The sequence below is a fragment of the Neiella litorisoli genome, from assembly GCF_014773395.1.
Classification (GTDB): domain Bacteria; phylum Pseudomonadota; class Gammaproteobacteria; order Enterobacterales; family Neiellaceae; genus Neiella; species Neiella litorisoli.
This window is the reverse complement of the sequence record NZ_JACXAF010000001.1, coordinates 169,404-183,233: the sequence shown is the minus strand read 5'-3', so window position 1 is coordinate 183,233 and position 13,830 is coordinate 169,404. Positions and strand designations below refer to the sequence as shown.

At 49.6% G+C, this 13,830-nt stretch carries 11 protein-coding genes and 1 pseudogene; 1 reads left to right on the top strand and 11 read right to left on the bottom strand.

The features are described 5' to 3' along the window. Positions 1-38: 38 nt before the first annotated feature. The 7 genes and pseudogenes from IC617_RS00800 to IC617_RS00770 form a co-directional block, all read right to left on the bottom strand. Positions 39-626, bottom strand: a complete 588-nt coding sequence (locus IC617_RS00800; RefSeq protein WP_191143080.1) for an anthranilate synthase component II — start codon at positions 624-626, stop codon at positions 39-41. Between the two features lie 33 nt (positions 627-659). After that, positions 660-1,397: a hypothetical protein gene (locus IC617_RS00795; RefSeq protein WP_191143079.1), complete on the bottom strand. Its 738-nt coding sequence runs from the start codon at positions 1,395-1,397 to the stop codon at positions 660-662. Positions 1,398-1,663: 266 nt separating this feature from the next. Then, positions 1,664-5,191 carry a VCBS repeat-containing protein gene (locus IC617_RS00790; RefSeq protein WP_191143078.1) on the bottom strand — a complete coding sequence of 1,176 codons (3,528 nt, stop codon included), beginning with the start codon at positions 5,189-5,191 and terminating at the stop codon, positions 1,664-1,666. A 97-nt stretch (positions 5,192-5,288) separates the two neighbouring features. Further along, the gene (locus IC617_RS00785) at positions 5,289-5,846 is read right to left on the bottom strand and encodes a GNAT family N-acetyltransferase (RefSeq protein WP_369410344.1); all 558 of its coding nucleotides are present in this window, start codon (positions 5,844-5,846) and stop codon (positions 5,289-5,291) included. A 38-nt stretch (positions 5,847-5,884) separates the two neighbouring features. Continuing rightward, entirely contained in the window at positions 5,885-6,376 is a 492-nt protein-coding gene (gene nrdG, locus IC617_RS00780) for an anaerobic ribonucleoside-triphosphate reductase-activating protein (RefSeq protein ID WP_191143077.1), read from the bottom strand. A 101-nt stretch (positions 6,377-6,477) separates the two neighbouring features. After that, positions 6,478-8,598: pseudogene (nrdD, locus tag IC617_RS00775) on the bottom strand (anaerobic ribonucleoside-triphosphate reductase); the annotation flags it as partial. Positions 8,599-8,804: 206 nt separating this feature from the next. Beyond that, positions 8,805-9,977 (bottom strand): NnrS family protein, encoded by a 1,173-nt coding sequence (locus IC617_RS00770; RefSeq protein ID WP_191143075.1) that lies wholly within the window; start codon positions 9,975-9,977, stop codon positions 8,805-8,807. Positions 9,978-10,114: 137 nt separating this feature from the next. Between IC617_RS00770 and IC617_RS00765 the strand changes: the two genes are divergently transcribed. Continuing rightward, positions 10,115-10,711 carry a TMEM165/GDT1 family protein gene (locus IC617_RS00765; protein ID WP_191143074.1) on the top strand — a complete coding sequence of 199 codons (597 nt, stop codon included), beginning with the start codon at positions 10,115-10,117 and terminating at the stop codon, positions 10,709-10,711. Here IC617_RS00765 and arsJ read toward each other — a convergent pair. The 4 genes from arsJ to IC617_RS00745 form a co-directional block, all read right to left on the bottom strand. Next, positions 10,701-11,891 carry an organoarsenical effux MFS transporter ArsJ gene (gene arsJ / locus IC617_RS00760; protein WP_191143073.1) on the bottom strand — a complete coding sequence of 397 codons (1,191 nt, stop codon included), beginning with the start codon at positions 11,889-11,891 and terminating at the stop codon, positions 10,701-10,703. The genes IC617_RS00765 and arsJ overlap by 11 nt on opposite strands. After that, positions 11,891-12,898 carry an ArsJ-associated glyceraldehyde-3-phosphate dehydrogenase gene (locus IC617_RS00755; protein ID WP_191143072.1) on the bottom strand — a complete coding sequence of 336 codons (1,008 nt, stop codon included), beginning with the start codon at positions 12,896-12,898 and terminating at the stop codon, positions 11,891-11,893. The genes arsJ and IC617_RS00755 overlap by 1 nt, the downstream gene beginning before the upstream one ends. Before the next feature lie 14 nt (positions 12,899-12,912). Next, positions 12,913-13,311, bottom strand: coding sequence for a metalloregulator ArsR/SmtB family transcription factor (locus IC617_RS00750; protein ID WP_191143071.1), 399 nt, complete (start codon positions 13,309-13,311; stop codon positions 12,913-12,915). A gap of 65 nt (positions 13,312-13,376) precedes the next feature. After that, a complete protein-coding gene (locus IC617_RS00745; protein ID WP_191143070.1) occupies positions 13,377-13,829 on the bottom strand; it encodes a YeeE/YedE family protein in 453 nt (150 codons plus the stop codon). Between the last annotated feature and the right edge of the window lies 1 nt (position 13,830).

Below are 13,830 nucleotides of genomic sequence, written 5' to 3'. Positions count from 1 at the left end.
AATGCGCTTAGGCCTTTACTATCGCTTGCTAGCGGGCGTTAGCCAAGCCTTTGTTGCAAAAAATTGTTGAGTAGCGCATGTCCTTGTTCGGTGAGGACAGATTCTGGGTGGAATTGCACGCCAAAGACGGGGAGTTCACGGTGACGCAGGGCCATGATTTGCCGTTGTTTGGTCATCGGATCGTCGAGCCATGCGGTTACTTCCAGTTCAGCTGGCATTGACTCTGGCTCCAGCAACAGCGAGTGGTAGCGGGTCACTCGCAATGGATTGGGCAGCCCCTGAAATAAGTCGGTGCCGGCATGTTCGATTAACGAGGTTTTACCGTGCATGACTTTCGATGCTTTAACGACGCTGGCGCCAAATACCTGTCCGATGGTTTGGTGGCCCAAACAGACGCCGAGTAGTGGGATCTTGCCGGCAAAGTGCTTCACTAAAGCCAACGATTGCCCTGCTTCGTTAGGGCTGCACGGGCCTGGAGAGATCACTAGATAGCCAGGGTTGAGTGCCGCCACCGACTCAATATCGACTTCATCATTACGTTTTACCACCACTTCTTGCTGCAACTTCTGGAAATATTGCACCAGGTTGTAGGTAAAAGAGTCGTAATTATCGATCATCAGGAGCATTGTTACATTAAGCCTTGGTTGCTATTCGGGCACTTAATTGGTCAATAATTCGCTGTAGTGAGGATGCCTATTCAAGATAGCTTGGCTCCCTTTTAGCGAAAACTGATAACCACAGAGCTTAAAACTGCCTCGTAGGGCAATATTGTTTACGATGGCAACGTTATCAAGCGGTGAGAAACTGGCGAAATAGTGGGAGCCGTGTTCGATCAACACATCTAACGAGCGGTAACTGTCGCCGTTATTGAAGATCATCTGCTCGCAGGTTTGATCGCCTTCTGCCGTGGCGATATCCCAGATTTTCGTTTCTGAGCTTTGTTCTGCTTTCCAGCTGATCACCATGCCGTTGTGCGCTGTCGCCCATAGTGAAAAGTTGTCAGGAAACTCCACTTGGTGAGAGCGAGACACAGTCACGTTAGCGGCATTGTGCTGTGGCGAATCAGTCTCGACTGACTGCTCTTGTGGAGGCGACTCGATTGCCTCATGCTCTGACAAACTTAGCAAACTAACTAACACCGCCAACACCAAAATGGATGATATGCCGCTGGCGATCAGAGTATTTTTGCGGCTCGCTAAAATATGGTCACGGACAATTTGACGGGCGCTTTGGTAGCTTCGATTCAGTGTCTGTTTAACCGAGTCAGCAAACTGGGCAGTATCGCTGCGCTCATCAGAGTAAGACTCTTTCGGCGAATACTCGTCTGTGACAATAGGTTCGTGCGATTCACCATCACCAAAAAGTGTGGGTTCAATACGAGGGGTTTTACGAGACATATAACGTGCTGCTTTTTTACCGGTGAATTCGAGACAAAGACTCAAGGCCATCAGCGCAGCTAATCATTAAAACGGGAGCTGATGACTTCTCCTGCCGCATCTTACCCTAATTGACCGGCACTGAAGAAGCAGCTTTGTATCTAATGATTCAATCGGCTGTGGAAGCCCACAAAAATAAGGCATGAGCGAAGGAAAAAGAGAGAGTATCTACAGGGAGTTAAGCTGGGGTTCGTGTTTTGAACCCCAGTTTATGGGGGAATGATTCTCTATTCGATGGTAAAAATTTGTTCTCCACGAGAGCTAACCAATGTCTTGATAGAGCTATCTTGGCGTTTGAAGAAGAATTTACTACCAGAGGTCGCTAAGACAGGGCTTTTCCAAATCGTTTTACCTGTCAACTTGTCAATAACCTGATAGCTGGAGCCATCATCGTTAGAGATGCTGACGAAATTCTTGCATTTTGAGTCCCATTCAAAGCATTGCAAAAAAACGGATTCCCATATCTCTTCTGAAAGCTCGCTAGTTGCTGAAAAATAGCGACCAGCCTCTTGTTCAATTAAGCTTTCAGTGTCGATGACACTGTAGTTTTGTAGATTTCGACTGTAAGCAACTAACTCCGCTTGTGGATCATCATCGATTTGGGCAAACGCATAGTAGTAATAGTTAAAAGGTGCTTCAAGGGCTTGCAAATCAATGCTGCTGATTGAGTTCGTTCTGGATATTTTGAATAGCCGCCCGCTTAGAAGCGACGCAAAGAGGCTACTGCCATCAGCATTTTGATAATGGCTAAAGTGGCTTCCACGAATGTGCTTATATCCGGCATCTGTCGCTAATACTTCGCCAGATTCAGGGTGAAGTATGCTCGACGCGTTATCTTGTTCTACAAATATCGGGCCGCTGCCTAGCGCACTAATGCGTTCAACATCATAGCCGTTCGATGTGAGATCTTGAGACCAAAGTATATTGCCAAATTGATCGGTTTTATTAATCGTGCCTCTTGGTGCTCCACCCTGATAAAAAACGGGGCTAGAGTCCTCTATGGCAAAATCGTAAGTAGTGGAAAAGTCGAATCCGTTATAGGTAACATCGCTATTGAGAGTAATGTCTGTATTGATTGCCAAGCCACGATGCAACTCAGCAAAGAGTGATAATGCGCCATCGTCGTTCCAATACGCGAGCTCATACGTTACCCATTCGGCGTGTTCCTCAGTAAGTGATACCAACACCAATGTGTCAGATTCAATGTTATAGGCTTTGTATTGAACGAATACCGGATTTACTGTGCCGTGTGAATCTGACACGTTAGAAATATACGTGCCATCATCGAGAGTTTTGGATATGTATTCGAAGGTTACTAACTCATCGGTACCGTCGTGATCAATATCCAGCACTCGCAAGTGATTAAACCTCAAGTGATCGTAGATTGGCATGTCAAACGGGGTTTGTTTAGTGCTGAATTGGTTGCCGGAATCTCTATTGATAATGTAAGCCGCTTGCTTTATTTGCCCACCAGAGGAAGTTTGACCGTAAACGAGAATTTCTTGCTCACCGTCGCCATCAATATCTGCAACATTGACTGCTTCCCTGAATAAATCAGATTGATCCAGAAGGGTTATACCTTCAGTTGTTTTTGTACTAAGGTAGATCAACTGGTCATCATTGCTAATCAAGTACTCACAAGTTGGTTTATCATCCGTGTCGACAAACTGGGCGTAAGTCGTTCCTTTTTCCGCAGTCAGGTACCAGTCGCCAACTGACATACCTGAAAAAGCGTCACCAGTTATAGAGTTGACGCCTAATTGATTTCCCCGTTTAGAGAGTTCATTGAAGAAGTCTAGGTAGCCATCATTGTTGAAGTCGCAGAGGTGAACAGCAGAAAAATCGATGTTGATTTCGGAGCTCACTTCTATGGCCAACTCACCAGTCTGTGGCTCATAAATGCGATAGCCTTGGCTTTCGTCTTGAACGACAATTTCGCGCACTTCATCTTGGTCGTAGTCTATAGCGTAAATATTGACGGCGCTGTCGGTGTTTTTATCGAGAGTGATGAAAAGGTTGGATTCAGTAGTTAGTCCATCTTGCCAATAGATTTGGTGTTGGTTTTTCTCCTGATCATATTTCGAATACCAAAAGTCATCATTTCCATCGTTGTTTACATCAGAGGTCGCTTGATGCTCGATATCTGATTTCATTCCGGGGATAATGAAATTATGGTATTTTTCGGTAATTAAATTATCTTCAACAACCCATTCAGTAGTTGGATTGTCGAAATAGTACCATTTTCCAGATTCGCCTTGATGTAGAGGGATTTTTGCGAGGCTCGCATTAGTTCGTTTATTAATGGTCGGTTTTGACTTCGATTGAATGACCAGCGAATGCTCCAATGTTTGGTAAGCGTCAGCATTACTCGCTACAACTGCAAAATTGACTTCTGTATCATGTCCGTAATCAGGTATCGCCCCATCCCAGCTAATCAAACCGGAGTTATCAATAGACATGTTGGCTGGGCCATATTTAACGTGGTAACTGAAAGGACCATCAAATTCGTCATTTTCAAGCGACACTTGGGCCTTAACTTGTTCAGAAATGTGGTAGTCATGAAGATTGTTAATGGTGCCGGTGGGAGCGTTGCGACGGACGTACAAATCCACATCTTTGTGGGATTGATTTCCCTGAGTATCAGATACCGTCAATCTGATGGTGTAATTTCCCGGTATTTCTGCCCTCAATGATAACGTATTTCCCTGAACCAAGGTGACATTGCTACTTTCTGGCTGATTCAATATTTCCCAGCTAGCTTTTATTAAATCATAATCAGGATCAGTTGATGGGGTGGCTGATATTTTTATCGTTTCTGAACGACTCGTGACAAAATTATCCTGTTCTGTTTTAGCAATTGGGCTGGAATTTGGTTTGTTCGAGTCGAAAACTACACTGGAATCGAGCGGCACCTCCACTGGCAGTACGTCGGCGCTGTAAAGCAATTTCAATTGATGCTGTAGCTCAACGTCAAAGGTTACCCTTTTATCCCCCTCTATCTGAAGTTGAGTAAAAGCATATTCCATATCGTTCGGGGTCGGCTGCTTACCAAGGGAGATCGTGCTTATTCGCAATTTACCCAAGTCGGAAATGTATATATTGCCGTCAATGTATGTGCCAAAGGCGTCTCCACTCATTGACTGTGATAACGATAGGCCGTCAAACCACAACTGCTCGCCATCGCTGGCTTCTAACATCAAATTAAAAGTAGCTTCGGTGCGCGACGACAAATTGTAGTATCCGCTGAATGTGACCGTTTCTGCCGATTCTAGATCTTTCATCGACAAATCGAGAATGGCGCTTATCGAGTCGTCATTTTCGACGACGGCTCGGATTGTGCCATCAATCTCTGCTCCTTCAGTGCGGCAATCTGAAAAGGTCAGTTCTAGCTTTTTAGATGGCTCTACTTCCTTCTCCGTAAACGAGCCAGATTCACATTGTGCATCGCCAGTTAACGCGCTGGAGGAATCCTCTTCAATGAAGTACAAGCGCTTACTTGATGAAAAGGCCATGGAGGTTAGCAAGTCGATCGACTCGAGCGTTGAGTAGAGGGTCTCAACTACGTTGACCTCATCAATGGGGTAATTGCTCCTTAAGCCAGAGTAATTGGGCTTGCTAACGTCCCATTTGGAGGAAGGCTGAGTTTTTGGTGGGGTTGTGCTGCCATTGCTTGGCGTACTGCTACTACCTCCGCCGCCGCCGCCACAAGCTGACAGCAAAACGCAAGACATGACAAATAAGCATGTTCTGAACATGGTCTCTCCTTGACTAAATTTAAAGCTATATCCGTATCGAGGCGAGTATACCGAATGTGTGATGCTTTGTGGATATCCGATTGCCCAGAAGAAGCATTCACCAATAAATTGGGTTGTTTAGCGCTTGCACACAGCTTGGTTTGTCGGAAATGGTGGGGATGGTATCCGATAGAAGTGATTGGCCGAGCCAGCCATGGGGATAGCTCAGTGCCAGTGGCGCTTGAATCACTGACTCAGGTAGCGACTGAAAGCCGGTTTTGCCATAGAAGTTCGGGTCACCGTAGGTGATTAACAATTCGGCGCCTTGTTGTTTTAGTTGCTCGATACCGAATTTGATCAGTTGCTGGCCGATGCCTTGGCCCTGATGGCTCGTTTTCACGGCCACCGGAGATAGCAAAAATGCCTGAATCGGCTGCTGAAATTTCAGTGGGGTGAAGAAGATGGCAGCGATCAGTAGTTGATCGTCTGAGGCGACAAAGCCTTTTAGGTCTGCCGCCTTGGTTGTGGTGATTAACTCGTTTACCAAGGTGGCGAGCAGTTGACCCTCTGCTTCGCCTTCAGAATCGCTAAAGACTTGGCCGAACAGTTGTTCGACATCTGCCGCTTGTTGTTGGTCGAAGGAGTGGAAGTTCATCACAGGCGCAGTCGTTTTCACGGTTTTAATCGTTGGATTATAGTGCCGATTTCGTTTGATTAGACTTCGACAACGCTAATATCGCCATCGCTAACGCGATAAACCACTTGATTGCTACTGCCGCGCCACTTCAAGCGACGATCGGCCAGCTCTTGTTCGAACTTGCCATCCACAAAGGCGTCCACTTGCTCAACAATGGCCAGTTGTTTCGGGTTTAACTCTGCCAAGGTATAGCCAGTCCACAGCCAAATGTCTTTGCCTGGGCAATGTTCCCGAACCAATGTCACCAGCTCTGCTACTTCGTCAACGTTGGCTGGGTGCAGCGGATCGCCGCCTGTCAGCGTGAGTCCTCGACGGCGAATCTCAGGATCATTGAGATCATCGATAATGCGCTGGCGCAGCGCCTCATCAAACCGATGCCCTGAGGTAGGTGACCAGGTGGATTGGTTGTAGCAGCCACGGCAATGATGTTCACAGCCTGACAAGAACAAAGTGCAGCGGGTTCCCGGCCCGTTTAACACGTCGACCGGGAAGTACTTGTGGTAGTTCATGCCGAGGCGGTGATCTCTTGCTGCGCTGTGGTGCTCGCCTCTACTGGCTGCAACTCAGGAACATACTCTGGCCCGCTCGCTGGCGCCGTGGTTTGTTCATCCAAGTGCTTGACCCGACGGACCACTTCTTCTTGCTTGCCATGGTTGAATGGCCGTGCATCTGGGCTGCCGAGGTAACCGCAAACGCGGCGCGTTACCGATACGGTTTCTGGTTCGGAGTTGCCACACTGCGGGCAAACAAAGCCTTTGCTTGAACTGTGGAATTCGCCGGTAAAGCCGCATTTGTAGCACTCATCAATTGGCGTATTGGTGCCGTAGTATGGTACGCGGTTGTAGCTGTAATCCCAAACGTCCTCCAAGGCTTCAACGTTGTGTTGAATATTGGGATATTCGCCGTAGCAAATGAAGCCGCCGTTAGCGATTGCCGGATATTGTTGCTCGAATTGAAGCTTCTCGTATGGGGTCACTTTCTTTTCCACATCGAGGTGGAAACTGTTGGTGTAGTAACCCTTGTCGGTGACTCCATCGATCACGCCAAATTCGCGGGCATCGAGTTTACAGAAGCGGCTACACAAGTTCTCACTTGGCGTGCTGTACAAGCTGAAGCCATAGCCGGTTTCTGCTTTCCAGCGATCCACCGCGTCGCGCAAATGCTGAACAATGGCAATTGCTTTGTCACGCAGCTCGGCATCGTCATAAACGTGCTTGCTGTTGCCATACAGGGCATTAATGGTTTCGTGAATGCCGATATAACCAAGTGAAATGGATGCGCGGCCATGTTTGAAGATCTCAGCAATGCTGTCATCTGGATTAAGCCGAACACCGGCGGCGCCTTCAACATAAAGAATCGAAGCGACACGGGCTTTGACATCTTGCAAACGCTCAATACGAGTATCCAGCGCCGTGCGAGCCACTTTCAGCTGTTTCTCTAGTAGCTTGTAGAAGCGCTTCTCGTCACCTTTAGCCTGCAAGGCGATTCGAGGTAAGTTAAGGCTAACTACGCCGAGATTGTTGCGGCCTTCATGTATTTGCTCGCCGTTCTCATCTTTGTATTCTGACAAGAAGCTGCGGCAACCCATTGGGGTCTTGAAGGAGCCGGTGACTTCGACGACTTTCTCGTAATTGAGAATGTCTGGGTACATCCGCTTGGAAGCACATTCCAGCGCCAATTGTTTGATGTCGTAGTTGGGATCACCTTGCTTGTGATTCAAACCATCTTTGATGGCAAAGACCAGTTTCGGGAAGACTGCAGTGCGGCGATTCTTACCCAAACCGGCGAGGCGGTTTTTCAGAATCGACTGCTGAATCAGCTTGGCTTCCCACGTTGTTCCTAGGCCGAAGCCGAAGGTGACAAACGGAGTTTGGCCATTGGCAGTGTGCAAGGTGTTGACTTCATATTCCAATGATTGGAATGCGTCGTAACATTCTTGCTCGGTGCGAGCGCGGGCAAAGGCCTCGGCGTCGGCAATCTGCCATTCTTGAGCAATGACTAAATGCTTTTTGTAGCTGGCACGCACATACGGCTCGAGTACTTCATCAATGCGGTTGATGGTAGTGCCGCCATAAATGTGGCTCGCTACTTGGGCAATAATTTGAGCCGTGACCGCTGTTGCCGTGGCAATCGATTTTGGCGTTTCAATCTCGGCATTACCCATTTTAAAGCCGTTCGTTAGCATGCCTTTAAGGTCAATCAGCATGCAGTTGAACATGGGGAAAAATGGCGCGTAATCGAGATCGTGGTAGTGAATATCACCGAGCTGATGGGCGCGGGTCACTTCCTTGGGCAGCATATATTGCAAGGCGTAATGCTTGGCGACGATACCAGCAAGCAAATCACGCTGCGTTGGGATGATTTTGCTGTCTTTGTTGGCATTCTCGTTGAGCAAGTCGGAGTTGCTTTGCTCGACCAGGCCCTGAATTTCGTTGTTTAATCGACTTTGGCGTTCGCGGATCATATCGCGGTCATGGCGATATTCGATGTAAGCACGAGCTAAGCCCTTGTAAGGGCCTTGCATCAGTTGATTTTCGACTGCTGACTGAATCTCATTGATGTCGACTTCGTCGTGATCTTCGAATTCCAATGTCACGGCGTGCGCTACCAGATCGGCGTATGCGTTGTCTTTACAATTGACCGCAATACTGGCGCGGATCACAGCTTCCTTGATGCGTTCGCTGTCGTAAGGTACTCGGCAGCCATCGCGCTTGATCACCACAGGTTTCACAGTAGTCTCCTCTCAACGTTATACACAGGTTATTTTAGCTTTATGCACAATATATGTGGTTGTGCATGTGTGCTTGGCACTATATCTGGTGTATTAGGCGAGATTTGTCCCCAATGAATACTGATCTGGATCAAGCTTATATTCGGTCTGAGGGATAACTATCCATGTTATTTTTTTGTTATGTGAAGCAGCACTTTGGTTGCACTTTAACCGGGATTTCCGTCAGCGCGGGCCTTGCACAGAATAGGTGCGTAAACCCACAAGAAGCAGCCAATAGACAGCATCCAACCAATTGCCGAGAGCTGATAACCGAAGCGAGTCCATTCAAAACCTAGCGCTGGTAATAGCGTTCTGGCGGTTGCAGCCAACAGCATGGCGGCAAAGGCAAAAACCGTTAATGGATGCGCATTGAGCATCCGGCCGGTGTGGCCGAGGCTGACCCGAGCCATCATCGCCATAATCATGCCTCCGATCAGGCCGACGCCGAGTAAATGCATCACCATGCTGAGATAGTCAGTGCCGGTGGCAGCAAGCATTAGCAAGGCTACGGGAAGGAAAGCAAAACTTAAATACAGCGACCACAACAGCGGTTCGGCCCAAATCCCGACGCGGTACCAACGCCATAATCGTGGTAGCTGGAATACCAAGGCGATGAGCGCAGCCAATTGCATGGCAATCGCCGGTTGAGAGAAAACGTTGAGTAGCGCCAGCGCCAACAGGCTGAATTGAGCACCTGCTAGCCACCACACCGGATCGCGGGGTAGTTTGTCGTTTAGCCGGCGTTCGATAAAGAAGGGCACGACTCGGGCAGCCAGCAAACTGACCAGCAGCGCAATCCACCAAATACCGGCAAATCCTAATGCCTGACCATATTGTGGCGCTGATTGCATGGCCCACACTTGGCCTAGATGAAGGGCAAGGAAGACCGCTAGGATGGGTAAAAATATCAAGTTGCGCTTATTGCCAGACAGAACAAGTTGCCGCGCAACGGCAGTTGCACCCAGGCCAATAAAGGCGGCATCAAACACATATAACGCCATTGAACTGGGATCGATATTGGCTACAATGCGGCCTCCGAGCCAGCATGCGGTGATGATGCCGAGCGACCAACTGCGCAGGCCGGGAATACCGGTCCAGTTTTGCGCTGCGGTGCATAGAAAGCCGATGATGATCGCCATGACAAAGCCAAACTGCATTTCGTGGCCGTGCCAGGTAAATAAAGCGACCGGATGGGTCCATGTTAAAACGCCTGTTAAGGTTAATATCCAACGCAGCATCAACCAGCCCGCGTAGGCGGTACCGAACAGAAATAGCGGCCTGAAGGCGAGGCGAAACAAGGGGATGGTTTTTTCTTCAATGGCTCGATCGGTAATTTGCATAACAGCGATTTAACAAAAAGTCTTGATGCTAATAGTTATCAGTTTAGCTGGGACAAGACATGACTTAGATCACACTGGCGTTAAACTTCATTAATTTTGCAACAAAAAGTAGCTGCAGGTGCGGCGGTAGGCCGAATATGTTCGAAGCGTTTTCAATTAGCTTTTTAATCGTCACCTTGGCGGAAATGGGAGACAAGAGCCAGCTGGTTTGTATGGCTTTGGCTGCCAGACTACCGCCAAGGCAGGTGCTCATCGGCGCCATCTTGGCATTTGCCGGGCTTAATGCGCTGGCCGTTGCGGTTGGCGGCACGCTAGCCAGTTGGTTGCCAACGATATGGGTGTTGACCGCTGCTGCGGTGCTGTTCGCGATCTTTGGCCTGCAAGCGTTGTGGCAGGGTTGGCAGGAGTGGCAACAAGGGCAAGATCAGCCAGCAGAAGATACTTCTGATGTCAGCCACGTTAGCCGCAAGCGCGTGATTGGATCGACCTTCAGCCTGATCGCAGTGGCCGAACTAGGCGACAAAACTCAACTTAGTGTGGCGGCGCTGAGCACTAAATTTGACATTCTTTCGGTTTGGCTTGGCGCCACTTTGGGCTTGGCGATGACATCAGCGCTCGGAGTGCTAATTGGTTGTGCTTTGCTCCGGCGATTGCAATTGCGCTGGCTGCATTTGGCCAGCGGCGTGCTGTTTCTGGTGATGGCGTTGGCCATGGCGATCCAGCTTATTGCCTGACTGAGCTGTGCTTCGGAAGCGCCAGTGAGATCAAGCTGGTGAGCACCAGAAATGCCACTGAAACCCATAAGCAGGCAGTGAGCCCCGCGACTTGGTAAACAAGCCCAGATAGCACTGTGCCGGTCAAGCGGCCCATGGCATTGGCCATGTAATAGAACCCAACGTCCAATGACACGCCGTCGCGGTTGGCGTAGCTGACGATCAAATAAGAATGCAGTGACGAATTGACCGCAAACACGGCACCAAAAGCCAGTAAGCCAACCACAATCGCTAACTGTGGTTGCCACTGCATGGTCACCAGCACCGCCACGCCAGTGGTCACCGCTGCCAGCAGCGCTGCCCAGAATAGCGCCGAGCGGCCATCAGGTAGCGCTTGTCCGGCGCGAGTGATGGCCGGCGCTAAGCCTTGGATCAAGCCATAGCCGATCACCCACACCGCAAGAAAGCCAGACACCTGGATGTGAGGCCAGTCGAAAACGCTGGCTAGATAGACCGGCAAGGCGACCACAAACCAGACATCGCGCGCGCCAAACAGGAACATGCGCGCCGCTGACAGGACGTTAACACTGCGACTTTTGGAAAAAATATCGCGAAATTTGGTTTTTGCTTTGGCTTTGCCGAGATCTTTCTGCAGTAGTACCAAACTCATGATCAGTACCGCAGCAAGCACCGCTGCCATGGCGAGCATGGCATGGCTGAACCCGAGCCAAGCCAGCAGTGCGCCCCCCAGAAAAAAGCCCATGCCTTTGAGCGCGTTCTTTGAGCCAGTTAGAATCGCCACCCATTTATACAGAGCGCTTTGTTGTTGCTCAGGCAGCAGCATCTTAATGCTGCTTTTGGCACTCATTTTATTCAGGTCTTTGGCAATGCCTGACAGCGCTTGAGCGGCCATGACATAGGGAATCGACAACCATTCTGCAGGCGCCGCCAGCGCGCTAAGAGCGATAATTTGCAGCGCCAAGCCTATATTCATCGTGCTATTTAGGCCCAGCCGAGTGGCCAGCCAGCCGCCAACTAAATTGGTGACCACACCAAACACTTCGTAAAACAGAAACAGCATGGCGATGCTGAGTGCCGAGTAACCTAACTGATGGAAGTGCAGCACCACCAACATGCGCAGCGCGCCGTCGGTCAGGGTGAAATTCCAGTAATTGAAGGTAACGAGCAGATACTGTTTCACTACAAATCCGACAAACCGACCTTGCGGATCAATTCGCTGGTGCGGGTTGCATAGCCCATTTCATTGTCATACCAAGCATAGATCTTGAGCATTCGTGACTCGAGCATCATGGTGCTTTGAGCGTCGACCACCGTTGAGCGTTGATCGCCTTTGTAATCAATCGACACCAGCGGCTTTTCTTCGTAGCCCAAAATACCCAGCAAGTCGCCTTCGGCTGCCGCTTTTAATGCCGCATTAACGGCTGCTACATCGGTATCTTGCTGCAGCTCGAAGACCATGTCGGTCAGTGAAGCATTCGCTAGTGGGACGCGCACCGCATGGCCGTTAATTTTGCCTTTTAAATCAGGGAAAATTTCTACAATGGCGGTGGCTGAGCCAGTGGTCGTTGGGATCAATGACATGCCGCAAGCGCGGGCACGACGCAGATCCTGATGTGGCGCATCAAGGATAGTCTGAGTATTGGTCAGATCATGAATGGTGGTCATCATGCAGCGCTCGATGCCAAAGGTTTCTTTGATCACCTTAATTACTGGCGCCAAACAGTTCGTTGTGCAACTCGCAGCAGTGACGATTGGATGCTGATCGGGCTGATAAATGTGGTCATTCACGCCCATTACGATATTGGCAATGCCCGGCTCTTTCACCGGTGCAGAGACCACGACGCGCTTTACACCTTGGTCAATGTATTGCTGCAATAATTCGGTTTTGCGATGGACGCCTGTGCCTTCCAACACGACGTCACAGCCCGACCAATCAATATCGCCAATGTTGCGTTGCTGGCTGCAGGCAATGCGGTGGCCATTGATCACAATATCGTTGCCATCGCAGTCAACGGTATGTGGCCAAGTGCCTTGCACTGAGTCGTATTGCAGCAGGTGGGCTAATGTCGCGGCGTCGCCGGCGACATCATTGATCTGGACAAACTCCAGCTCCGGCCAGTCAAATGCGGCTCTAAGCGCGAGACGGCCAATGCGGCCAAAGCCGTTGATCCCTACTTTGATGGTCATGATTGTTCTCCGATTTATCTACTTGGACAGCAGTTTTTTAAGCGTTGGGGTCTGTCCCCCATTTGCTCTAGGCGTTGGCGCTGCTGATTGAGGTGACGGGTTTCCGTTTGCTTGATCGTGGTCAGCATTTGCTTAATCCAATCTGGGGTCGATGGGTTGAGTTGATAGTGAACCCATTTGCCTTGGCGGCGATCGAGCAGAATTTCTGCGCGGCGAAGTAATGCAAGATTGCGGGATATTTTGGCCTGCGGTTGTTGCACTGCAACCACCAGTTCGCAAACGCACAACTCGCCCTGATCGGCAATGAGCAAGGTCAGCTCAAGTCGATTGGCATCAGCTAACGCCTTGATGGCGTCAAGAGAGCGGTCTAGTGAACCGTTTGTTTGGGGCGTGGTTTGTTGAGTATCCGGCATGATGCACCTCCAACGAGCGAAGCTGCATCATATCCGAAATATCACATATGTAAAATAGTGAATATTTATGACGAAGTGGCTTTACCGAGCAAGCTTAACCATCTTGGTGCCAGCCAAAATCCTGCGAACATGGCGACAACAAATAGCACGATGGGCTGCTGCAGCGAGCTGAGCATGGTGAGCGCAGGGCCAGGGCAGATCCCAGCCAAGCCCCAGCCCGCGCCAAATAAAATGGCACCGATTAGCAGCGGGCAATCAATCTCGCGATTGTTCGGAATTTGGATGGGTTGCGCCAGCATCGAGTCGCTGCGGCGCCGAACCAGCAGCCAATAAACGGGCGCGTACACCGCAAGCGCACCAGCCATGGTAAAGGCAAGTGACGGATCCCAGTGGCCGAAAATGTCCAAAAAGCCAATCACTTTTGCTGGGTTGACCATCTCAGAGACCATTAACCCAGCGCCGAATAACAAGCCACTCATCAAGGCACTGGCGGACGATAGCAGTGAAGCATATTTCATG